The sequence below is a fragment of the Roseateles aquae genome, from assembly GCF_032337115.1.
Classification (GTDB): Bacteria; Pseudomonadota; Gammaproteobacteria; order Burkholderiales; family Burkholderiaceae_C; genus Roseateles_C; species Roseateles_C aquae.
In genome coordinates this window covers 263,653-285,825 of the sequence record NZ_JAVXZY010000007.1, presented here as the reverse complement: position 1 = coordinate 285,825, position 22,173 = coordinate 263,653, and the positions used below count along the sequence as shown (strand labels likewise).

General features: G+C 65.7%; 15 protein-coding genes. 3 read left to right on the top strand and 12 right to left on the bottom strand.

Annotation, left to right across the window (positions count from 1 at the left end):
- Window positions 1–178: 178 nt before the first annotated feature.
- The 11 genes from RQP53_RS17630 to RQP53_RS17580 form a co-directional block, all read right to left on the bottom strand.
- Window positions 179–1,015 (bottom strand): PEP-CTERM sorting domain-containing protein, encoded by an 837-nt coding sequence (locus tag RQP53_RS17630; RefSeq protein ID WP_315651991.1) that lies wholly within the window; start codon window positions 1,013–1,015, stop codon window positions 179–181.
- A 317-nt stretch (window positions 1,016–1,332) separates the two neighbouring features.
- Window positions 1,333–3,363, bottom strand: a complete 2,031-nt coding sequence (locus RQP53_RS17625; protein ID WP_315651990.1) for a diguanylate cyclase — start codon at window positions 3,361–3,363, stop codon at window positions 1,333–1,335.
- The gene (locus tag RQP53_RS17620) at window positions 3,363–5,474 is read right to left on the bottom strand and encodes a GGDEF domain-containing protein (RefSeq protein ID WP_315651989.1); all 2,112 of its coding nucleotides are present in this window, start codon (window positions 5,472–5,474) and stop codon (window positions 3,363–3,365) included. Before RQP53_RS17620 ends, RQP53_RS17625 begins: the two co-directional genes overlap by 1 nt.
- Window positions 5,475–5,664: 190 nt before the next feature.
- The gene (locus RQP53_RS17615) at window positions 5,665–6,579 is read right to left on the bottom strand and encodes an alpha/beta hydrolase (RefSeq protein ID WP_315651988.1); all 915 of its coding nucleotides are present in this window, start codon (window positions 6,577–6,579) and stop codon (window positions 5,665–5,667) included.
- A gap of 226 nt (window positions 6,580–6,805) precedes the next feature.
- Window positions 6,806–7,414 (bottom strand): TetR/AcrR family transcriptional regulator, encoded by a 609-nt coding sequence (locus RQP53_RS17610; protein WP_315651987.1) that lies wholly within the window; start codon window positions 7,412–7,414, stop codon window positions 6,806–6,808.
- A 104-nt stretch (window positions 7,415–7,518) separates the two neighbouring features.
- Window positions 7,519–7,656 carry a hypothetical protein gene (locus RQP53_RS17605; RefSeq protein ID WP_315651986.1) on the bottom strand — a complete coding sequence of 46 codons (138 nt, stop codon included), beginning with the start codon at window positions 7,654–7,656 and terminating at the stop codon, window positions 7,519–7,521.
- Window positions 7,657–7,750: 94 nt separating this feature from the next.
- Window positions 7,751–10,360, bottom strand: a complete 2,610-nt coding sequence (locus RQP53_RS17600; RefSeq protein ID WP_315651985.1) for a TonB-dependent receptor plug domain-containing protein — start codon at window positions 10,358–10,360, stop codon at window positions 7,751–7,753.
- A 179-nt stretch (window positions 10,361–10,539) separates the two neighbouring features.
- Window positions 10,540–11,466 carry an AraC family transcriptional regulator gene (locus RQP53_RS17595; RefSeq protein WP_315651984.1) on the bottom strand — a complete coding sequence of 309 codons (927 nt, stop codon included), beginning with the start codon at window positions 11,464–11,466 and terminating at the stop codon, window positions 10,540–10,542.
- 73 nt (window positions 11,467–11,539) lie between these two features.
- On the bottom strand, window positions 11,540–13,354 hold the full coding sequence (locus RQP53_RS17590) for an ABC transporter substrate-binding protein (RefSeq protein ID WP_315651983.1): 1,815 nt from the start codon (window positions 13,352–13,354) through the stop codon (window positions 11,540–11,542).
- 12 nt (window positions 13,355–13,366) lie between these two features.
- Window positions 13,367–15,244: an ABC transporter substrate-binding protein gene (locus RQP53_RS17585; protein ID WP_315651982.1), complete on the bottom strand. Its 1,878-nt coding sequence runs from the start codon at window positions 15,242–15,244 to the stop codon at window positions 13,367–13,369.
- A gap of 22 nt (window positions 15,245–15,266) precedes the next feature.
- Window positions 15,267–17,075: an ABC transporter substrate-binding protein gene (locus tag RQP53_RS17580; protein WP_315651981.1), complete on the bottom strand. Its 1,809-nt coding sequence runs from the start codon at window positions 17,073–17,075 to the stop codon at window positions 15,267–15,269.
- 241 nt (window positions 17,076–17,316) lie between these two features.
- On the opposite strand from RQP53_RS17580, the gene RQP53_RS17575 reads away from it, so the two are divergent.
- The 3 genes from RQP53_RS17575 (at window position 17,317) to RQP53_RS17565 (ending at window position 21,170) form a co-directional block, all read left to right on the top strand.
- Window positions 17,317–18,255 carry an ABC transporter permease gene (locus RQP53_RS17575; RefSeq protein ID WP_315651980.1) on the top strand — a complete coding sequence of 313 codons (939 nt, stop codon included), beginning with the start codon at window positions 17,317–17,319 and terminating at the stop codon, window positions 18,253–18,255.
- Window positions 18,252–19,301, top strand: a complete 1,050-nt coding sequence (locus RQP53_RS17570) for an ABC transporter permease (RefSeq protein WP_315651979.1) — start codon at window positions 18,252–18,254, stop codon at window positions 19,299–19,301. The genes RQP53_RS17575 and RQP53_RS17570 overlap by 4 nt, the downstream gene beginning before the upstream one ends.
- A 201-nt stretch (window positions 19,302–19,502) precedes the next feature.
- Window positions 19,503–21,170 carry an ABC transporter ATP-binding protein gene (locus tag RQP53_RS17565; RefSeq protein ID WP_315651978.1) on the top strand — a complete coding sequence of 556 codons (1,668 nt, stop codon included), beginning with the start codon at window positions 19,503–19,505 and terminating at the stop codon, window positions 21,168–21,170.
- Window positions 21,171–21,495: 325 nt separating this feature from the next.
- On the opposite strand, the gene RQP53_RS17560 is transcribed toward RQP53_RS17565, so the two are convergent.
- A complete protein-coding gene (locus RQP53_RS17560) occupies window positions 21,496–22,071 on the bottom strand; it encodes a YceI family protein (protein WP_315651977.1) in 576 nt (191 codons plus the stop codon).
- Window positions 22,072–22,173: the final 102 nt, after the last annotated feature.

Below are 22,173 nucleotides of genomic sequence, written 5' to 3'. Positions count from 1 at the left end.
GCAGAACGCTGCGGGCGGGGGCAGGCGAGGGGCATGGGCGCTGGCAAAGGGCTGTGGCGGCTCAGTATAGAACCGGGGCCCCGTACAGCTCGCTGACTAAAACGCGCCGGCCGCCGATGTCGTTCAGCGCAGCGGCGCAATTTCGTCGGGTCAGGTCTTGCGCCTCAACCGCGGCGTATCAGCGTTGCTGCCGGCGACGCGAAGCAGCAGCCACTCCGATCAGGCCCAGAGCCATTAGCGCGTAGCTGGCAGGCTCGGGGACAGGAGCGACGTGATCGCTTGCCCATACCGACGCGTTGACTGATAGCGGGAGCGACTTTTCGGCATTGCTGGTGTTCTTTATCGTCAATGTCAGCCATTGCCCGTCTATCGTTTGCTCGTAGGCCTCGCTGTCAATGCTGAATCCATTGAATGAAGTCATACCGGTCGTTGCCTGAAGCGGGCCTGCAATGAGCATTGCAGACACGCCAGCGTTCGAGTGAGGCCCGAATTGACCATTCGGCATGCTGCCAATCGCCTCATCGCCGCTGATCGAGGCATTGACGAGCATGCGGAACGTCGCCTGCGTCCCAGCGCCCAGAACGATCCACTGGAAATATGATGCCGATGCGGCGGCCTTGTTCCCGGCATCAACATTGCTTTGCACCTCCAGCTCAGGTGCGTTTTCGGCTTGCGCCGCTACTGAGGCAAGGGCTTGCTGCCTGGTAGAGGAAAGAGTACCGACGCCACTCCAGGCAAAATCGCTGAGAGATTCCTCCGGGCCGTAGACCACCATATGCGAATTCGGCACTGGGATGGAACCGACGGTCCAACCGAGTTGCTTCGCTTCAGAGACATCAAGATTTCTTCCAGCAATACCCGTGAAGCTCAATGCCGGCGCAAGTCCGTCGGCAAGGTTGAGGTCTTTCAAGGTATAGCTGAAGCCGCTCAGGCTTAGCTGCGCTTGTGTAGCAGCCTGCACGCCTGCACCGGCCACCATCGCCAGCGCAATGACGAAGCTCTTCTTCACGTTCATGTTTTCCCCTCCCGTTACCGAACCAGCGCAGTGGCGCCACATACCGGCTGATTCCGGTGCGCAGCTTTTCGATATCTGCCACGGCGTCCGGGCGCGATGCTAACGTAAATATTCTGTAGATGGCAATGCGCTTGAGAAGTTATTTTCGCTCCAAAATTGACTGCATCCTGCAACAGGAATTGAGGCACCAAGACTCGCGCCGCGTGGTTTCATCGGAGGCGCTCACTTCGGATTGACGCCCAGGTTGGCGGCAGGGCTCTTAGATCGGACTCGAATTGGCGAGCCCCTACCGCACGCCAGCCGGCCGCTGGCGTCACTCAGGCCGTCGGCCCGACCACCGTGCACAGCTGCACCCGCTCGGACGAACAGGCAGCATCGAAATCGGCTTCGATTTGCAGCAGGGCGTCGGCATCGGCAGCGTCGACCGTGGTGATGCCGACGGCGCGGTTGCGGCCCTGGGCCTTGGCCGTGTAGAGCACCATATCGGCCCAGTTGACGGCGCGTTCCCAGTGCAGGTCCAGGCGCACCGGCGGTAGCGGGAAATGGGCAAAACCTATCGACACGGTGACGCGCAAGGGCCCGTTCTCGGTCGCCACCGGCGTCGCGCCGACGCTGAACAGGATGCGCTCGGCCAGCGCCACCAGCTGGGCCTGGGCCATGCCGGGCACGAAGACCAGGAATTCCTCACCGCCCCAGCGCACGACCAGGTCTTCGCTGCGCACCGCCAGGCTGATGCGCCGCGCCACCTCACAGATCACCGCATCGCCGGCGGCGTGGCCATGCTCATCGTTGACATGCTTGAAGTGGTCGATGTCAACCATCAGCAGTGCGCCGTTGAACACCTCCTTGGCATGGCGCTCCATCACGGCCAGGAAATGGCGGCGGTTGGCCAGATCGGTCAGCGGGTCGCGTTCGCTCTGCTCGCGCAGCAGCTTCTGGTTGGCCTTGAGCCGGCGATTGGCTTCGCGCACCCGGCGCAGCATCACGACGACCAGGATCAGCGATAGCCCCAGCAGGCCTGCCACCGCCATGCCGACCTGCTGGGCCAGGTTGCGATTGGCCAGCTGCTGCTCCTTCAGCACCTTGTCGCCATTGAGCAGCTTGAGGTCGCGCTGCTTGCGCTCGGTGTCGAACTTGACCTTGAGCTGCTGCAGCGAGGCTTCGCGGTCGCGGGCATGAACTTTCTCGGTCAGCGCGCGTTCCTCGTGGAAGATGCGGATCGCTTCGCGCGGCTGGCCGGCGGCGGCCCAGGCCTCGGTCAGTTCGCGCAGCTCGCGGATCCGCGTGGTCGGCTCAAGCTGGCCGCGGCGCAGGCGCTCGACTTCGGCCAACTGAGCCCGCGCCTGATCAAACTGCTGCAGCTTCAGATGGGCCAGCGCCATATTGTGGCGAACCACCCGTTCGCTGCGGACGTCCTTGAAGCGCTGCAGCACCGGCAAGGCCTGCTCGGCCAGCTGCAGGGCGCGCTTGGCTTCGTTCTGCTTCAGATAGGAATCGGTCAGATTGGCCTGTACCTGGGCCAATAGATGCGGCGCGTCGGCCTCGCGGGCCAGCTTGAGTGCTTCCAGCAGTGCGTCCGTCTGGCCCACCGCGTTCCCGCGCCGGCCTTCGACGGTGGCCTGATAGGTCTTGATGCGCGAGAGGATCAGCGCATCGCCCTGCGCGGTCTGCAGCGCCTGGGTCAGCCAGCGCCGGGCCAGCTCGGGCTGCTCGCGCTGTTCCTGAATCAGGGCGAGCGCCCCCATGCTCATGGCCGAGGCATAGACGTCATGGCCGGCCTGCGCCAGCTCCAGCGCCTGTTTGGCGGCCACCTCGGCCAGCGCGTAGGCGCCGCGGGCCAGGTGGGTGCGCTCGATGATGCGCAGCGCCGCCCAGGCACTGCGGAAATCGCAGCCGCGCGGCAATTGCTCGATCGATTCGATCGCGTCGCAGGCACCTCCCAGGCCATCAAGTGCACGTTGGGCGGCCGAAAAGGCCTGCTCGCTCTGCCCCTGGCGATCGGCAATCTCGGCGCGCAGCAGCTCGAGTCGGTCTTGCAGCGTGGGCTGCGGGCCGAACTGCTCGCGCAAGGTATCGATGATTTGCTGTGCCGTGCTGGCCTCGCCCGACTGGGCCAGCAGGCGCGCCTCGGTCATCCGCAGGAGCGCACGTTGCTCGGCACTGCTGGCCTGGCGCTGCAGCAGATGCAGGCGTTCGAGCGCGGCCTCGGGCTTGTCGTAGCCCAGGCGCATCAGCTGCTGCAGTTCGGCATCAAGATCGGCCGGCGCTGCATGCACAGCGGGCAGCAGCAGCAGGGCCAAGCCGGCCAGCATCAGCACACCCAGGCTGGCGCGCAACTGGGGCCGCATCAGAAGCTCCCGCCCAGCGGCGGGCCCTGCACCGAGGCCAGCACGACCTGACCCTCATGCCAGGCGCTTTCCATCCGCTCGGTCAGGGCCAGCAGCTCGGCCTCGCTGCGCGCCTCGCTGCGTTCCAGGCCATAGGCCTTGTTGCGGCCGTGGGCCTTGGCGATGTACATCAAGGTGTCCACCACATCGATGGCGCGCTCCCACTGCACATCGATGCCGTGCGGCGGCAGCGGGAAGCTGGCGTAGCCGATGGACGCGCTGACCGGAATGACCTGCTCGCCATGGCGGATCTCGGGGCTGCTGATCTGCTCTAGCAGGCGCTTGGCCAGCTGGGCCGCATAGTCGGCCTCCTCGGCACCGATGACGATCAGGAATTCCTCACCACCCCAGCGGACGATCAGGTCATGCTCGCGCAGCGTTGTGCGCAGCCGCCGCGAGACCTCGACCAGCACGGTGTCGCCGGCCGCATGGCCGTACTGATCGTTGATGCGCTTGAAGTGGTCGATATCGATCAGGAACATGGTGCCGCGCAATCGGCCGCTGTCGGCCAGCCGGCGTATCGCGGTCTGGAAGAAGCGTCGGTTGGCCAGACCGGTGAGCGGGTCGCGCTCGCTCTGCAGCTTCAGCGACTCATTGCTGCTGGCCAGTGCCAGATTGGTACGACGGATGCGCCGGTAGGCCATGGCCAGCAGCGTCGCCGACAGGATGATGCAGCCGCCCAGAGCCAGCCACAGCTTCAAGGCCAGATCGCGGGCCCGGATCTGTTCGGCCTTCAAGCTGTTGCCGCGGTTGAGCAGATCGATTTCCTTGGCACGGCGCTCGTCGTCATAACGCTCCTGGGCTTCGAGCACGGTCTTGCGCGTCTCGTCGCGCAGCACGCGATCGATCAGCGCCCGGTATTGCAGATCGGCCTCGATGGCGCCGGCATAGTCGCCTGCCTTTTCCAGGTACTGACCCAGCTCTTCCCAGCCATCGGCGGCGTAGCGCAATGCGCCTTGCTGCTCGTCCATGGCAATGGCGCGACGCACATCCTGCTTGCCCTCCTCAACCCGCTTCAGCGCAATCTTGGCAATGCCCTGGTTGTGCAGGGCCAGGATCTCCGAGGCAATGTCCTTGGCCTGGCGAGCCAGCGGCAAGGCCTGGGCGGCGTACTGCAGGGCCTTGGCCGGATTGCCCAGGCGCAAATGAAAGTCGGCCGTATTGCCCAGCGCCAGCGCCAGCACGCCAACGCCGCCCGATTGGCGGGCATAGTTCATCGCTGCCTCGTAGGCCTCCTGGGCGATACGTTTATCGGGCTCGTCGGAAAACAGGATGGCGCGGCTGTTGTAGACCGAGTACAGCAGCATCGGGCCCGCATCGCGCAGCGCTTCGGCCAGCGCTTCATTGCTCAGCTGCTGGGCCCGTTCCAGCTGGTCGGCCCGTTGATAAAACCAGGCCAGGGCGTTGAGCGCGTCGGCATGGCGCCACAAGGCGCCGCTGCGCTCGGCCAGTCGCTCGGCGCGCAGTCCGTTCTCGATCGCCTCGTCGACATTGCCCATATCGGCCTGCAACGTGCTCAGCAGGTTGTAGGCACGCAGCAGCGGCAGCAACGGCACGGTGGCCTCGCTAAAGCTCGGCAGATCGGCCAGCATGCGCGCCGCGGCGCGCAAATCGGCCTGGTACTTGAGCAGCCGCGCCTGTGCGCAGCTGGCAACCAGGCGAGCGGCCGGGCGCAGCGTGTTGGCCGGCCAGTCCTGCAACTGCTTCAGCAGGGTCTGAAAACGCTCCTGCTCGCGCGACTGAGCCGCCGCGCTCAGCCGCAAGCCAAGGATTTCCAAGCGCTCTTCGCTGCCCGGGCGGCTGCGTTCCTGCAGCTCGCGGAGCTGCTGTTCGCTTTCCTCTGGTTTGGCTGAGAGCAGCCGCTCGATCTTTTCCAGCTCTACCCACAAGGCCTGGTCACGGGGCTGAGCCGGCAGCACGGCCGAGGCCGCCGTCGGCGCCTTGCTCTCGGGGGGCGGTGAACAGCCCTGCAAGACGAGCCCGAGCAGCAGCGGCGCAAGGCGCAGCCGCGCGCCCGCCAACGGCGAGGCGGGTGCACAGCAGCGGGCGAAGGCTGGGCGGGCCATGCTCATGCTGAGGTTATCGGCGCGTTGCGGCTCTCTTTGACGACTCTGGGCCGTCTGCTGCGCAACAGCATGTGAACGAACTCACGGCGCAGAGGCAGACGAATCGATGTGAGGGCCAGTATCCGACAAATCCCCCGCCCGTCGCGGCAAGATCTTCAGCTGCGGCGCGTTCAGATATGCCGTCGGTATCCAAAGACTAGGCGGCATCGCCCAGGTGCCGCCTCACCGCCTCCAGCACCGCCTCATCGCGCAGCAGGCGTCGATGGCCGAGGCCTTGGGTCAGCTGCATGCGCCCCGTCGGCAATTGCTGCTGCATGGCCAGCGCATGGGCCAGCGGCGCCGCGCGGTCGGCCTCGTCGTGCAGCAGCAGCGTGGGCAGCACCAGCCGAGAACCCAGCCAGGCAGGCTCGAAACGCTCCAACGCCGCGCCACGCTGGGCGAACCACGCCGCCATGTGCTGTTGAACGCCAGCGCGCAGGCCAAAGCCCGCAGCGAACCAGTGCAGGATCTGCCGCGGCGGCGGCGACACGGCCAGCAGCACCAGGCGTTGCGCGGGTAGGCCCGCGGCCACGCTGTGCGCCGCCGCCAACGCCCCGAGCGAATGGCCCACTACCGCATGCCAGGGCCCGTGTGCTGCACTGAGCGCCTGGATCGCCCGCAACCACTGCGGCATATCGCTGCGCCAGCCGCTGCTGCGGCCATGGGCAGGCAGGTCGGGCAGCAACGGCGCAAAGCCCGCTTGCCAAAGCCGCTCGGCCAGTGCCGCCATGTCCTGAGCACGCCCGCCCCAACCATGCAGCAGGAGCACGGCCGGCCGATGCCCGGCGTCCGCCGCGCCGCGGCGCCAGAAGCGCAGCTGGCCGCCCTCAAAGGGCAGGCTGTGGCGCTGCCAGACCGCCGGCCATGCGGCGGCCGAGCCTGCCCAGCGCGGTGGCAGCGGCGTTCTGAACAGCTGCATCGCCGCCGCGCCGGCCAGCGCCGGGCTGAGTCGCTGCAGGCCGGCAAACAGGCCGCGCAGCACACGCTGCACCGGGCCACGGGCGTAGAACAGGCTGGCCGGATTGACGGCCGGGACCGGCGTCTTCTTGGAGTCTGGAAGTGAGGCACTCATGGTTTCAGTCCGGAAAGAAATCAAGATTGCTGCGCGGCAGCGACCACCACAGCCGGCGCCAGCCGCGCCAGGCCGACCACAGCAAGGCGCCCAGCGCCACGATCAAGAGCAGGAACAGCATCTCAGGCCTCCTTCAAAACTTCGCACGACCGTGCGAACTTGAGCCAAAAAAATGGGCGATGGCTCACCCGCCGCGCAGACGGCGCTGCCAAGGCGCTGCCCGGGTTCAGCTGCCGCTGCGGTACTGCGAAATCAAGCGCGCATAACTGGCCAAGCCGCGCTCGGCCGCCTGTGGGTCGCGTAAGAAGCGCGTCTCGCGCACCACTGCCGCGAACACCCCATCCAATTCGAAGACCAGCTGATCGACATCGATATCGCCACGCAGATGCCCGACCTCGACCGCCTGCAACACGCTGCGCCGCAAGACCTGGCGCCAGCGCCTGACGCCATCGAGCAGCATCTCGCGCAGCGGGCCTTCACGGTCGTCGAACTCATAGGCGCCGGCCACGTAGAGGCAGCTGCCACGCGCGCCCGGCGTGGTCGCGCGGCGCAGCCAGGCCTGCATGATGGCGTCCAGCCGCGGCAGGCCACGGGCCTCGCGCATCGCCGGCAGCATGATGTCCTGCTGGAAGCGGCGGTCGAACTCTTCCAGCACCGCACGCTGCAGGCCCTCACGCGAACCGATGCGCGAGAACACGCCGCTCTTGGACAGATTCAGCCGCTTGGCCACCTCACCTATCGACAAGCTCTCCAGCCCCTCCAGCGCAGCCATCTCCAGCGCGACATCGACGATGGCACTCTGGGTCAGCTCGCTGCGCTCGGTCTTGGCTTCCATGGGATGCAATTTAGCACGGTCGTGCGAGCGTTGCAAACGAACAGCGCGACACCGAAGTGCCGGCTGCCGTCTCCTCCTCGAGAGAGACCCGTCTGTGGTCTGTGCTACGCACTGGCGAGGCGCGCGAAGTAGTTGCCGTCCATCTGCCCGTTGCTGAGCCGCTTGAACAAGGCCTGCTCGATGTCACGCACAGGCATGGCCTGCAGCAGAGTCGTCGGACAGCCCTCCAAGGCGGTCAGCACGACGAGCAGCAAGCGCGCCAGGCGCTGATCATGTGTCCCGCGGGTGGCAGCGCGGTTTCACCGCCACCCGCCGGGCTGTGCCTTGGTCGATGCCTTACTGCATCGCGTAACGCAGGCTGAGATAGGCACTCGGCCCTGTCATGTACGTGCCATCAATGAAGGTGCCGTACTGCGTCGAGAAGCGCGCGCGCTTGTCGGTGAAGTTGACCATGCCCAGGTTGACGCTCAGTTGCTTGGACTGGGCGTAACGCAGGTTGAAGTCCCAGGTCGTGTAGCTGGGCAAGCGATCAACGACCTGCCCCTCGAGGATGTTCTTGGGGTCGTCGATGTTGAGCACGCTTGCCGAGGTGTTGGCGCGCAGCAGCCCGCTCCAGGCCCCCAGCTCATAGGCCAGCGTGAAGACGTTGCGCCACTTCGGGCGGTAGTAGCCATCCAGGCGTTCCGACGGCTCGGCGCCCGCAACTTCAGACATCTTGAAGTGGAATTGGTAGTTCAACTCGTCACGTAGCGTCAGCTTTCCGCCGCCAAGCGCGAAGCTGTAGCGAGAACTCAGATCGACACCATCGGTCTGGACACGCCCCACATTCATGAAGGGCGTGATGATGGTGTTCAAGCGGCCATGCTGCAGGCCGGGGTAGCGCGCCTCCAGCGCAGGATTGCGCGGATCCCGCACGACCAGCTTGTCGTAGCCCGCGATGTCGAACTCATGGTCCATCAGGTATTGCCCGTCCAGCAGCTGGATGGCGTCGCGCTGACTCAGGTGGTAGTAGTCGGCGCTGAGGAAAAGATCCTTGCTGGGATTGAACACCGCACCGAAGCTGGCAATGCGCGACTTCTCGGGCTTGAGCTGGGGGTTGGAAACCTGCAGCATCTTTGGCGTGTACTTGCAGCGATCCGGGCCCAGGCCCAGCGGCTTGCAACGCACCCAGTCGGCAACGCCAGAGGAGTAGCTCACCGTTTCAGCCATGTGCAGCTGCGGCAGCGTCGGTGCCTTGAATGCCGTGTTGTAGCCGGCGCGCAGCAGCACACTCTCCGAGGGCCTGAAGGAGGCAGCGATCTTCGGATTGATCGTGCCACCGAAATCGCTGTAGTGGTCACTCCGCAAGGCCAGTTGAGCTTCCAAGGCCTTGACGGGCTGCAGGCTCATTTCGACATAGGCGGAGCGTGTGCGGCGCCCGCCTTCGGAGCCGGTGCCGCCCAGGTTCTCGATATTGCGAGCCACAACCTGCGCGTCAGGGGTGTCGATCATGGTCTCGGACGAGAACTGCAGGCCTGCGGCCAGGCCGACCGGGCCACCAAGACGGAACATCTCCGGGTTGCTGAGCTTGGCGTCCCAGGCGCTCAAACGCGAGCTGGCCTTGCGCTCCACCGAGGTCATGAGTGGCTGCCAGGCTGCGTCCGGGTTGCGCAGTTTGAATGGGTCGTAACTGCCTGTCTTGAGGGCTTGGGTCAGCGCATCGCGTTTGACATGGTTGTCCTCGAGCAAAGTGACATTGCCACGGTCCTGACTGATGGCGGTTTCCCAGTCATAGCTGCCGAGCGAGCCACGCATGCCCAGCAACAGCCGCGTCGTGTCAGCGGTGATATGCGTTTGCTTGCGCGGCGCTTCATAGATGGCGCGGAACACCGTCAGCGGCGCGCCATCGCCAACGGCGTTGTAGCTGCCCCAGTCGGGCAGGATGTGGCGATCCGGCTGATACCACTCGATGGTCTCGAAGCCGTTGACCCAATCTGCCTTGTTGCGGCTGAACGCGAGCTCACCAAAGGCCTGCACATTCTTGTTGAGGTCCCAGCTGCCGACGAGCATGCCCGCCACGCGCTTGATCGATGGCGAGAGTTCCCCGGCAGGATCACGCTCGGTGCGGCAGTACTCATCGCCGCGGTCATCGATCTCGACCTGAGCGGCAGGGCATCCTGGCATCGCATGGCGCTCACCGGTGCCCTCGTTGTAGTAGGAGCCGGGCCCTTCTGTGATGCTGCGGCCATCCTGCCCGCCAAGCGAGCGCAAATCCGCCGAGCGGGTGAACTCATGCTTGCCGGCGATGGCCGAACCGCGATGGTACAGATCCAGCGTCGCCAGCACGTTGTAGCCGTCACGGCTCAGGTCACCAAAGCCGGTCGCCACATTCGCTGAGCTCGTCTTGAGGTCGCCAGCCGTGTTTTGCGAGTACTTGCCCCCGAGCTCCAGACCCTTGTAGTCGCGGCGAGTGACAAAGTTGATCACGCCAGCGACAGCATCCGAACCATAGATGGCCGAGGCGCCGTCGCGCAGGATCTGGATTTCCTGGATCGCCGACAGGGGCAGCGCGTTCAGGTCCACAAACGTCGAGTCGGTGCCCGAGGCGAAGCCGAAGTTGGCCAGGCGCCGGCCATTCAACAGCACCAGCACGTTCTTTTCGCCCATGCCACGCAGCGACACCGCGGCGGCGCCGGGCGAGAACGAATTGCTTTCGGCACCATCAAAGCCGCCGGTGACCGAGGCCAGATTGAGCAGGGCATCGACAACGGTGGTCGCGCCGGTCGCTTCAATATCGGCACGCTTGACGATCTGCACCGGCGCCGGACCTTCCGAATCAATGCGCTTCAGATTGGAGCCGACGATCTCCACCCGCTCCAGCTTGGCGTTTTCGGTTTGCGCCTGAAGCGGCAGGCAGGCAGCGCACAGGGCCAGCACGGCGAGCTGACGCACGTTCTTCTCAAACATTTTTTGCTCCTCGACATGGCCCTTGTTTCCACGCAGCACAGGCGTAGGCAGGCCTTGATCAGAGGGGCAGTGTGGGCGTCAGTGGCGCTGGGGCCGTAGCAAAAACCTGCGCGACTTGCACAAAGCTGCCATCACGTCAGCGTGCGCGGCGGCGGCGCAACAGGCCAGTTGGGCGCTGTTCAGCGCCGCAGCGCCCGTCGCTCGCGCAGCGCTCGGCGGTAAGTGGACGGCGGCTGGCCATGACGGCGCGTGAAGGCGCGCGAGAAATGGCTGGCGTCGTTGAAGCCGCAGGCCAGCGCGATGTCGAGCAGGCTGTCGTCCCCTTCGGCCAGCAGCTCGGCCGCGCGCTCCAGGCGCAGCTTCAGCAGGTATTGATGCGGCGGCAGGCCGACCGCGCGGCTGAACTCACGCGCAAAGTGCGAGGCGCTCATCGCGCAGAGCTGGGCCAGCTCGGCAATCGGCTGCTCCTCACCCAGATGCGCCTGCATATGACGCTGCACCCGGCGCAGCCGCGCGCCGCCCAGCCGCGCCGCCGCCGCAGTGACCTCGCTGCCGCCGTACTGCTCGAGCAGATAGCTCAGCATCGCGGCGACCATCGCGTCGCAATAGGTCTCGGCCAGCGGCCCCGCGGCCGCCTCGGCATTGAGCATCTTGCCGACCAGATCCAGCACCTCACGGTCGGGCAGAAAAGGAGTGGCGCCCAGCTGGCCAGGCGCCTCGGCATTGCGGCGCAGCAGATAGCTGTCGACGGTGCTGGTGGGAATGAAGACGTTGGCGATGTCGCAGGCGCTCAGCTGGCGCCAGCGCTGCGCCGAGCCCGGCGGGCAGATGCGAAAGCTGTTGGCGGCGATGCGGCCGCCGCTGAAGGGCTCACCGTTGACCCAGATCTGCGACTCCAGCGGCTCCAGCATCACGGCAATGCGATAGCTGTCCGGATGTGGGCTGCTGACCCGTATCGCCGGCTCGGCCTCATGCTGCGACCAACGCACCAGGCCGGCTCCTGTTCCGGGCAGCGGGCCGATGCAGGTCTCCAGCGGCGCACGAACACCGCTGTGCACAAACCAGCTTTTCAGGGCGCTGCTGCTGTCGGTGGCATCGGGGCACATGGCGAAGGCTCTGCCGGGGCGGGAAAGCCGGCATGGTAGCGCCGTCGACGCCCAGCCACCTCAGTGCCATTGCTCATTGCGGCCGGGCGGCGATGTCCAGGTACTGCCAGAACTCGTAGCGGAACAGCGGCCGGCGATAGCCGATCAGCCAGGGCTGAGACACATCGTTGAGGATGCGGTGCACATGGCTCTTCACCGGCATCCAGACCGCCTGCAGGCGCTTGGCCTCGATGAACAGCGCCTCGCGCTCCGGGCCATCGGGCAGCTGCTGCATCCGTTCGTAGATCGCATCGAAGGCGGCGTTGCGAAAGCGCGAGAGATTGCGGCTGCCGGATTGCGGGCCGTAGAGCCGCTGCAGCATCAGCTGCCCGTCGGGCACATTGGCGGTGTCGGCCAGGTACCAGACACTGAACTTGCCGGCGCGCACCGCCTTCAGCTGCTCGGGCCATTTGGCCTGCTTGAAGCGCGTCTTCAGGCCCACCGCGGCGAAGTTGCGCTGCCACAGCTCGTCGTACTGACGCGACTGTGCATCGGGCTGGGTGGCGATCTCGACCACGAGCGGCGCGCCATCGGGCTGCTCGCGCCAGCCATCGCCATCGCGGTCGCGATAACCGTAGAGATCGAGCAGGGCGCGGGCGCGGGCCAGGTCATAGTCGCCCATCTCGCTGCGATAGTCGGGCCGGTAGCCGTTGGTGTGCGGCGCCACCAGCGATTGCGCGCGGATGGCCTGGCCATGGCGGATTTGGCCGATCTCTCGGTCGACATCGAGGCCCAGCCCGATCGCGCGGCGCAGCGCCACCCGCTCGGGCGTGTAGCCACCGAGCAGCGGGTCCTCCATATTGAAGGTCGTGAACGTGCATTCGGCACCCAGCGTGCGATGCAGCTGCAGGCCGCGCTTGGCCAGATTCGGCGCCAGCTTGCCGTGCGGCAGCGCGATGTCCACATAGTCGTTGGGCAGGCGCTCAAGGAGATCGTGTTCCCCGTTCAGGAAGGACAGCCAGCGCGGCTGATCCTCTTCGATGATGCTCACTTCGACCCGGTCCACCATGGGCAGCCTGCGGCCCTTGAAGCGGGCCAGCAAGGCCTGACCCTCGGCATCGCCAGCGGCCGGCTCGGCCTCGTAGAGCATCTCGCGAAAGCCGGGGTTCTTCTCCAGCGTGATCAGCGAGCTGCGCCGCCACTGCGCCAGTCGGAAGGGCCCGGTGCCAACCGGGTGGGCCATGATGTCGCTGCCGTAGCGCTCAACGACTTCGCGCGCCAGCGCGCCGAACAGATCGCAGCGGGCCAGCGGCTCCAGCAGCCGCGGCCGTGGCTTGGCCAGGCGGATCTGCAGCGTGTAGCGGTCCAGTGCGCGCAGGCCCTCGATAGCGCGGTCGTAATCGAAAGGCTTCTGGCTCGCCAGCGCCGCGCGGCGCAGCTCGGCCAGACCCAGCACCCCCCATTCATCAACGACGTTCCACTGCGGGCTCTTGACCTTGGGATCGGCAAAGCGCTTGAAGCTGTAGACGTAGTCCTCGGCCACGAGCTCGCGGCGCCGGCCGCCAAAGGCCTCATCCTCGGCAAAGAAGATGCCGGGGCGCAGCCGTATCGTCCAGGTCTTGTAGTCGGCGCTGACCTCGGGCAGCGCCGCCGCCGTCAGCGGCTTGATCTTGACCGGCTCGGCCAGATAGTCGTAGCCGTACAGCGCCTCGAAGATGTGCGCGGTGATGGTCAGCGAATACAGATCGCTGACCTGGGGCGGATCGAAACCGGTCTCGGCCACACGAAAGGCGTAGCGCAGCGTCTTGGGCGCGTCAGCAGCGCTCGCCGCGGCCGTGCCCAGCGCCGGCCAGGCCAGGCCAGCGGCGCTGAGCTTGAGCAGATCGCGGCGGCGCGGTGCGTGTGTCATCAGGGTCCGGCCTCAGCGCGCCCGCAGGCTCTCGTCGATGTCCACATACTCCCACCAGTTCTGCCAGAACACGGTCCGGCGGTAGCCGATCAGCTGCGGCTGGGCCAGATCGGTGTAGTAGCGGTGCAGGCGGTTGATATAGGGCATATAGGCGGCGGCGATGCGCTTGGCCTCGTTCAGCAAGGCCAGCCGTTCGGGCCCATCGGGCAGGGCGCTGGCGCGGGTGAACAGCTCGTCCAGCTGCTTGTTGCGAAAGCGCGCATGGTTGTTCTGGCCGATACGCTCGCTGGCATGGCGCCCCAGCGAGTCCAGGCCATCGGGCGTCGAGGCCGAGGTGCCCAACCACCACAGCTGGTATTTGCCAGCGCGCAGCGCCTTGTAGTTCTCGGGCCATTTGCCGACCTTGAAGCGCACCTTGATGCCCAGCGCGGCCATATTCTTCTGCCAGATCTCGTCGATCTGGCGCTGGAAGGCATCCGGCGTGGTCATCGCCTCGAGCAACAGCGGCTGGCCATCGGGGCGCTCGCGCCAGCCGTCGCCATCGACATCCTTGTAGCCATAGAGATCAAGCAGGGCCTTGGCGCGGGCCGGGTCGTATTCGCTGGCCGGGCTGTGTTCGTTGGCATCGAAGCCGGTCGTGTTGGGCAGGTAGAAGCTCTGTGCCCGCATCGCCTGGCCGCGCCGCGCCAGCGTGCGCTCGCGCTCGACATCGGTGCCCAGCGCGATCGCGCGGCGCAGCGCCACCTGCTCGGGCGTGTAGCCGCCAACGACCGGGTCTTCCATATTGAAGACGGTGAATAGCACATCGCTGTTCAGCGTGCGCCAGGACTGCAGGCCCAGCTTCTGCAGATTGGGCGCCAGCTTGCCCTGCGGCATCACCTGGTTGATGAAATCCTCGGGCAGCTGGTAGACCAGATCGAACTGGCCGTTCAGAAAGGACAGCCAGCGCGGCTGGTTCTCCTCGATGATGGCGACCTCGACACGATCGACCATGGGCAGGCGCCGGCCCTTCAGCCGCGCGAGGAGGGCCTGGCCCTCGGCGTCATCGGCGGCCGGCTCGGCGTCGTAATAGCGCTCGCGGTAATTCGGGTTCTTCTCCAGCACGATCAGCGAGCTGCGCCGCCATTGCTTGAGCACAAAGGGCCCGGTGCCCACCGGATGCTCCATCACCGTGCCGCCATGGGCCTCGACGACCTCGCGCGGCACCGCACCGAACAGATCGCTTTGCGCCAGCGTGTAGACGAAGCGCGGCCGGGTGCCGCGCAGCTTGAACTGCAGTGTGTAGCGGTCCAGCGCGCGCAGGCCCTCGATGGGGCGGTCGTAGTCGAAGGGCTTCTTGCTCTTCAGCAGCTCATTGCGGTAGGCGGTCAGGCCAACGACATCGGCCTCGGCCAGATCGCTCCAGGCCGAGGAGTTGTTGGCCGGATCGGCAAAGCGCTTGAAGCTGTAGACGAAGTCCTCGGCGACCAGCTCGCGCGGCTTGCCCTTGAAGGCCGGATCGTCAGTGAAAAACACGCCGGGCCGGATGCGGATGACAAAGGTCTTGAAGTCATCGCTGATCTCGGGCATGGCCGTCGCGATCAGCGGCTTGAGCTGGGTCGGCCGGGCCAGGTGATCGTAGGTATAGAGGCCCTCGAAGATATGCGGCGTGACGCTGCGCGAGTACAGGTCCGACACCCGGGCCGGATCAAAGCCGGTCTCGGCAATACGAAAGGCGTAGCGCAGCACCTTGGGCGAGGCGGCCGATGTTGCGGCGGATGTTGCGGCGGATGTTGCGGTGGTTGCCTGCGGCGCCGTGGCCAGGCCGGGCGTGGCGGCGACCAGCAGGGCCAGACTCAGCCCGGCCTGGAGTGCTTGGCGGCGTGCCGCTGGGATTTGCTTGTTCGTCATCGGGGAGGCCAGCTGCTTGCGATCAACGCCGGGCCGCCTGCTGGGCGGCCAGGTCGATGTCGATGTATTTCCAGAAATCGCGCATATAGACATTGCGGTCGTAGCCGATCACCCAGGGTTGGGACAGATCGGTGAAGACGCGATGCACATGCAGCTTGTAGGGCGTGTAGGCGACCATCAGCTTCTGCGCCTCGGTCATCAGTGCCAGCCGCTCGGGCCCATTGGGCAAGGCCTTCTGCTGCTTGTACAGCGCGTTGAAGGCCGGCAGGTCGAAACGCGACTTGTTCGCCTGGCCCTTGTTGGGCCCGTAGCCCAGGGCCAGAAAGGTGTCGCCATCGGGCGTGGTCGCGCTCCAGCCCACGCCCCACATCTGCAGCTTGCCGGCATTGGCCGATTTCAGGTTCTCCGGCCATTTGCGGTAGTTGAACTTGATGCGCACATGCAGCGCATCCATCGCTTTCTGCCACAGCTCGGCCAGCTGGCGCTTCTCGCCATCGGGCTCGGTCGTGTACTCGATCTGCAGCGGGCGGCCATCGGGCTGATCGCGCCAGCCATCGCCGTCGCGATCGACATAGCCGTAGAGATCGAGCAGGGCCTGGGCGCGCGCCAGGTTGTGCTCGCTCATCTCGGTCTTCAGCGTCGGCTCGTAGCCAAAGGTCGTGGGCGGGATCGGGCCCTGGCTGACGATGGCTTGGCCGCGCCGCGGAATCCGCACTTCCTTGTCGGTGTCATAGGCCAGCGAGATCGCCCGGCGCAGCGCCACCTTCTCGGGCGTGTAGCCGCCGACGACCGGGTCGTCCATATTGAAGTAGCTGATGAAGATGTCGGAGCGCGGGTAGCGCACCGCCAGCATGCCGTCCTTGGCCAGATTGGGCGCCAGCTTGCCCTTCGGCACGGCCACCGGCGCGTACTCCGGCGGCAGGTCTTCGATGATGTCGAACTCCTTGCGCAGATAGGCCAGCCAGCGCGGCTGGTTCTCCTCGACGACGGCGATCTCGACCCGATCGATCATTGGCAGCTTGCGCCCCTGCAGCCGCGCCGCTTCGGCCACCATGCGGGTGTTGGCCGGGTCGGGCTGCAAGTCGTAGACCTCATCGCGGTAGTTCGGGTTCTTCTCCAGCACCATCAGCGAGCTGCGCCGCCACTCGGCCAACCGCCAGGCACCGGTGCCGACCGGGTGTTCCATGATCTTGTCGCCATAGAACTCGACCACCTCGCGGGCCTGCGCACCCAGCATCACATCGCCGAAGTAATTGACGAAGCGCGGGTCACCGTTTTCGACGTGAACCTGAAAGGTGTAGCGATCCAGCGCCCGCAGCCCCGCGACTTCGCGGTCGTAGTCAAACGGCTTCTTGCTGGCCAGCGCTTCCTTGCGCAACTCACTCAGGCCGACGATCTTGGCCGCCTCCAGGATGTAGAGGTTGCTGCTCTTCACCTTGGGGTCGTAATGGCGCTTGATCGAATAGACGTAATCGGCCGCCACCAGCTCGCGCTTCTTGCCGCCAAAGGCCGGGTCGGGCGCGAAGAAGATGCCGGGCTTGAGCTTGAAGGTCAGGGTCTTGAAGTCGGCCGTGATCTCCGGCAGATCGACCGTCGTGCCCGGGCGCAGCCGGATCGGGCGAGCCAGGAAGTCGAAGCGCAGCGGCGCCTCGTACATGCCGGAAGCAATGGTGCGCGAGTAGAGATCGGAGATCTGCGCCGGGTCGAAGCCGGTTTCGGCAATGCGTATCGCATAGCGGAACACCTTGGGAGCGGCCGCTTCGTTCGCCGATGCGCCCTGCGGCAGCAGGCAGATCAAGCCCAGCAGGGCCTGGGCGAAGAATGGCTTCACGATCTCTGAATCCCTTGCAAGAAAGCGCCAGCGCGGGCAGCGCCTGATGGCGACCCGCAGGGCGCGAATTGTGACTCACAAGCTCGCACCTTTCCTATGAGCTTTTCTCAGTGTTAACCGAACAAACCGCAATGGGAAGCGCCCTGGCCTTGAACTAGACTCGGGCCAGATTTTTCCCTATGACCCCGGCGGCTGCCGGGGTTTCACTTTTGGCCAGACGGATGATTGGAGCCCGACAGCAATGGCGGCATACCTGATACGGCGCCTGTGGCAGATGATCCCGACCCTGCTGGGCGTCGTGCTGCTGGTGTTTTTTCTCTTCAAATGGTTTGGCGGCGACCCGGCCGAGGTGCTGGGCGGGCTCAACGCCAGCAGCGAGCAGATCGAGGTCATCCGCGAACAGCTGGGTCTGAACAAGCCGGTCTGGGAGCAGCTGTGGATCTTCATCAAGCAGATCGTCACCTTTGACTGGGGCAAGAGCTGGGCCACCAACGAGGCGGTGTCCAAGCTCTTCGCCACCCGCATGCCGGCCACGCTGACGGTGATGCTGCCCATCCTGTTCCTGGAAGTGCTGCTGGCCATTCCCTTTGCGCTGGCCGTGGCCTATGTACGCGGCAGCGTCACCGATCGCGCCGTGATGGTGCTGACCACCGTCGCGGTGTCGATTTCGCTGCTGGTCTATGTGATCGTCGGCCAGTACGTCTTCGCCTTCCGGCTTGGCTGGTTCCCGGTGCAGGGCTGGAGCGACAGCTTCTGGACCAATCTGACGACCTACGCGCCGCTGCCGGTGCTGGTGGCGGTGCTGGTCGCGCTGTCGCCCTACACGCGGCTGTACCGCAGCTTCTTCCTCGACGAAATCGGCCACGACTATGTGCGCACCGCGCGCGCCAAGGGCCTGAGCGAGCGGGTGATCCTGCTCAAGCATGTGCTGCGCAACGCGATGATCCCCATCCTGACCAATATCTCGGTGGCCCTGCCCAGCATCTTCGTCGGCAGCTTTCTGCTTGAGGTGTTCTTCTCCATTCCCGGCCTCGGCCGCGAGATCCTGCTGGCCGTCAACCGCAACGACTATCCGGTGATCCAGGCCTTCGCCATCTACATCGCCGCCATCACCATGGTCGTGAACCTGATCACCGACCTGCTCTACAAGCTGGTCGATCCTCGCGTGGTGCTGAAATGAACACCGTCACCTCAACTGTTTCCGCAGCGCCGCGGCAGCGCTCGCAAGGCGTCTGGGCTGCTGCCTGGCTGCGCATGAAGGCCGACCGCGTCGGCATGTTCTGCATGGCCGTGGTGGCCGTCTTTCTGGTGCTGGTGGTGCTGACCGGTGCCGGCGTGCTGGCGCGCGACTGGCAGCGCGAGCTGGGCGTGCCGAATGCACCGCCGACCTTCGTTGGCCCCGCGCCGGCCGAGAGCAGCGAGGCCATCGCCGCGCCCAAGGGCCCGAATGTCGACCTGTCCGATATCGACCCGCTGGCACCGCGCTATGCCGAATGGGCCGAGCGGGCCAAGGCCTACAAGAGCGAGGACATCGTCAAGTCCCAGACCCTGCCCTTCGGCGGCGACCGCCTGGGCCGCGATGTGCTGGCCAAGGTGATGAAGGGCGCCGAGGTGTCCATCATGGTCGGCGTGCTGGCGGCCGTGGTGGCGACGCTGATCGGCACCGTGCTCGGAGCGCTGTCGGGCTTTTTCGGCGGCCGCGTCGGCGATCTGCTCGAGTGGGTCTACAACGTCTTCACCGCCATTCCCAGCATCCTGCTGATCTTCGCCTTCGCGGTGATCTTCGGCCGCGGCGTGCTCTCGGTGGTGATGATTCTGGGCCTGGCCGGCTGGACCGGCATCTACCGCCTGATACGTGCCGAGTTCATCAAGCATTCCAGCCGCGAATATGTGCGTGCGGCCGAAGCCATCGGCGCCTCGCGCGGCTCGCGGATGTTCAAGCACATCCTGCCCAATGTCTCGCATGTGGCGCTGGTGCAGCTGTCGCTGCATGTGGTGAGCTTCATCAAGAGCGAGGTCATCCTGTCCTACCTGGGCCTGGGCGTCGGCGTTGATCAGGTCAGCTGGGGCACCATGCTCTCCGAAGCCCAGGGCGAGCTGATCCTCGGCTACTGGTGGCAGCTGGCCGCGGTGACCGCCTTCATGGCCGTGTTCGTGACCGCCTTCGCGCTGTTCACCGATGCGCTGCGCGATGCGCTGGATCCCAAGCTCAGGGGACTCGAGTAATGGACCACCCCCTACGCGCTGCGCCGACCCTGCAGGCCGCGCCAGGCCAGAGGCCAGGCCCTTCGGCAGGCACAAACGGCGTGCCTTTTGTGTCCAGCCTCAGCCCCTCAAGGGGGCGAGCCCGGCGGACCGGCAGAGCCGGATCCGCGGGCTCCGCTGGGCCCGGTTGCGCGATTTGGTCGGTCTGAGAGGGAATTTGAAATGTTGTCGATTCGAGATTTGAAGGTCGCCTTCCGGATGGGCAAGGTTCAGGGCGAGGTGCAGCGCCAACTGGCCGTCAAGGGCATCAGCTTTGACATTCCGGAGAACAGCACGGTGGCGCTGGTGGGCGAGTCGGGCTCGGGCAAGAGCGTCACGGCCATGTCCATCCTGAACCTGCTGCCCGACAACGCCGAGCGGCAAGGGCAGATCCTGTTCCAGGGCCGCGACCTGCTGCAGACCACGCTGCGTGAGCTGCAGGCGATTCGCGGCCGCGAGATCGCCTGCGTGTTCCAGGATCCGATGAGCTCGCTGAACCCGGTGTTCACCGTGGCCGACCAGATCATGGAGCCGCTGATCAAGCACCTGGGGATGAGCCGCCGCCAGGCGCTGACCCGTGCCGAGGAGCTGCTCAACGAGGTCGGCATTCCCGAACCCAAGCGCCGCCTCGGCAGCTTTCCACACGAACTCTCCGGCGGCCAGCAGCAGCGGGTGATGATTGCCGTTGCGCTGGCCTGCAGCCCGAAGCTGCTGATCGCCGACGAGCCGACCACCGCGCTGGACGTGACCATCCAGCGCCAGGTGATGGAGCTCTTGGCCAAGCTGAAGGACTCGCACAAGATGAGCATGCTGTTCATCTCGCATGACCTGGGCGTCGTCGGCGAGATCGCCGATCGCGTCGTCGTGATGCGCCATGGCGAGATCCGCGAGCAGGCCCCGGTGGCCGACATCTTCCACGCCCCGCAGGACGCCTACACCCGTGCGCTCTTGGCCTGCCGGCCCTCGCTCAGCGAGAACCCGGCGCGGCTGATGGTGATTGACGACCACATCGCCGGCCGCGCCGCGCAAGGCCCGGCCAAGGCCAAGGACCCAAATGCACCGGTGATCCTCGAAGTGCGCGGCCTGAAGAAGAGCTTTTTCTTCAAGAGCGGCCTGTTCGGCAAGAAGGAGTTCCCGGCCGTCAAGGACGTGAACTTCAAGCTGCGCAAGGGCTACACGCTGGGCGTGGTCGGCGAGTCGGGCTCGGGCAAGACGACGATGGGCCTGACGCTCCTGCGCCTGCACGAACCCAGCGGCGGCGAGGTGATGTTCGAGGGCAAAGACCTGCTGAAGATGAGCGGACCGGATTGGCAGAAGATGCGCCGTCGCATCCAGGTCGTGTTCCAGAACCCCTATGCCTCGCTGAACCCGCGCTTCACCATTGCGCAGGCGCTGCTGGAGCCGATGGAGATACACGCCATCGGTGCCGACCACGCCGAGCGTCTGGCCCGTGCCAGCGCGCTGCTCAAGAAGGTCGGCCTGGACGACAGCGCGCTCTACAAGTACCCGCACGAGTTCAGCGGCGGCCAGCGCCAGCGCATCGCCATTGCCCGCTGCCTGACGCTGAACCCCGAGGTGCTGGTGCTCGATGAATCGGTCTCGGCGCTGGACGTGTCGGTGCAGGCGCAGGTGCTGAATCTGCTCAAAGACCTGCAGGACGAGTTCGGCCTGTCCTACATCTTCATCAGCCACGACCTGGCGGTGGTGAAGTTCATCTCCGACGAGGTGCTGGTGATGCAAAACGGCGATGTCGTCGAACAGGCCGAAACCCAGGCCCTGCTCGCCGCGCCGCAGCAGGACTACACGCGCCGGCTGCTGGGTGCCGTACCGCGGGGCTATCAGGGCGCCTGAGGCCCGGCTCTTGAGCTTTTTGAAGCCACCGACAGCTGGCGAGCGCCTTTCACTGCTTCGCATTGCCACCTGTTTCCGGTCGGGCCTGCTGTGACGGTGCGGCGAAAGCGCAGACATGCCCGCCGCAGGCCAGGCAGTGTTCGTCGCGCTAGCGCCGGCGCCAGGACTGCGGACCGGCATGCGGGATCCATGCTCCAGCCATTGACTTCCCGCTATTCGCGGGAAAGGGCAGTGGCAATCGCAGGCAGAGGCGATCTGCAGGATCGCGGCCAGGGCGCAGGGCAGCCGGCCAGCGCTGGGCGAGATGCGTCGACGCCCTGACCCCTCACTCCTTCGCCACTGCCTCGACCTGAATCCGCAGGTTCACGTCCATCTTGAAGCCCCAGTCCTTGCCGGCACCGAGGCCGAAGTCGGCGCGGTTGAAGGTGGCCGAGGCGTCGGCGCCGCAGAAGTCGCGCTTGAGCATGGGGTGAGGCATGCACTTGAGCTGATGGATGGTGAGGGTCAGCGGATGGGTCTGCCCGTTCAGGCTCAGCTCGCCCTGCACCTGGGTGGGCATGCCGGCCTTGATGGCGTCGAAGCGGCCCTTGTAGAGCGCGCTCGGGTTCTTCTCGACGTTGAAGAAGTCCTTACCGGTGGCCCAGGCGTTCATCGCGGCGAGGCCGAAGTCGATGCTGGCCAGGTCCATGCTGACTTCGACACTGCCGGCGCCGCTGGCCTTGTCGTAGACGATGGCGCCGGCGTTCTTGTTCAGCTTGCCGCGCCAGTAGGACATGCCCATGTGGTCAGCCTCGAAGCTGGGGTAGGTGTGGCTGGGGTCGATCACATAAGTCGTGGGTGCGGCCAGGGCGGCCTGGGCCAGCAGCGCGAACAGGGCGGGAGCAAAAACGTGCAGTTTCATCGTGGGTCCTGGTGGGGTGATGACGGAACGACGAACGAGACGGGCGGTTCTCGACAAGCCCGCATCATCGCGCAGCTCGGCGCACGAGCCGTGACCGCTGGT

What these genes read in the sequence shown, in the direction of transcription:
- RQP53_RS17610 (WP_315651987.1), bottom strand. Translation starts at nt 7,414, where the DNA reads ATGGAAGCCAAGACCGAGCGCAGCGAGCTGACCCAGAGTGCCATCGTC.
- RQP53_RS17585 (WP_315651982.1), bottom strand. Translation starts at nt 15,244, where the DNA reads ATGACGAACAAGCAAATCCCAGCGGCACGCCGCCAAGCACTCCAGGCC.
- RQP53_RS17595 (WP_315651984.1), bottom strand. Translation starts at nt 11,466, where the DNA reads ATGTGCCCCGATGCCACCGACAGCAGCAGCGCCCTGAAAAGCTGGTTT.
- RQP53_RS17575 (WP_315651980.1), top strand. Translation starts at nt 17,317, where the DNA reads ATGGCGGCATACCTGATACGGCGCCTGTGGCAGATGATCCCGACCCTG.
- RQP53_RS17630 (WP_315651991.1), bottom strand. Translation starts at nt 1,015, where the DNA reads ATGAACGTGAAGAAGAGCTTCGTCATTGCGCTGGCGATGGTGGCCGGT.
- RQP53_RS17615 (WP_315651988.1), bottom strand. Translation starts at nt 6,579, where the DNA reads ATGAGTGCCTCACTTCCAGACTCCAAGAAGACGCCGGTCCCGGCCGTC.
- RQP53_RS17620 (WP_315651989.1), bottom strand. Translation starts at nt 5,474, where the DNA reads ATGAGCATGGCCCGCCCAGCCTTCGCCCGCTGCTGTGCACCCGCCTCG.
- RQP53_RS17565 (WP_315651978.1), top strand. Translation starts at nt 19,503, where the DNA reads ATGTTGTCGATTCGAGATTTGAAGGTCGCCTTCCGGATGGGCAAGGTT.
- RQP53_RS17570 (WP_315651979.1), top strand. Translation starts at nt 18,252, where the DNA reads ATGAACACCGTCACCTCAACTGTTTCCGCAGCGCCGCGGCAGCGCTCG.
- RQP53_RS17600 (WP_315651985.1), bottom strand. Translation starts at nt 10,360, where the DNA reads ATGTTTGAGAAGAACGTGCGTCAGCTCGCCGTGCTGGCCCTGTGCGCT.
- RQP53_RS17590 (WP_315651983.1), bottom strand. Translation starts at nt 13,354, where the DNA reads ATGACACACGCACCGCGCCGCCGCGATCTGCTCAAGCTCAGCGCCGCT.
- RQP53_RS17560 (WP_315651977.1), bottom strand. Translation starts at nt 22,071, where the DNA reads ATGAAACTGCACGTTTTTGCTCCCGCCCTGTTCGCGCTGCTGGCCCAG.
- RQP53_RS17625 (WP_315651990.1), bottom strand. Translation starts at nt 3,363, where the DNA reads ATGCGGCCCCAGTTGCGCGCCAGCCTGGGTGTGCTGATGCTGGCCGGC.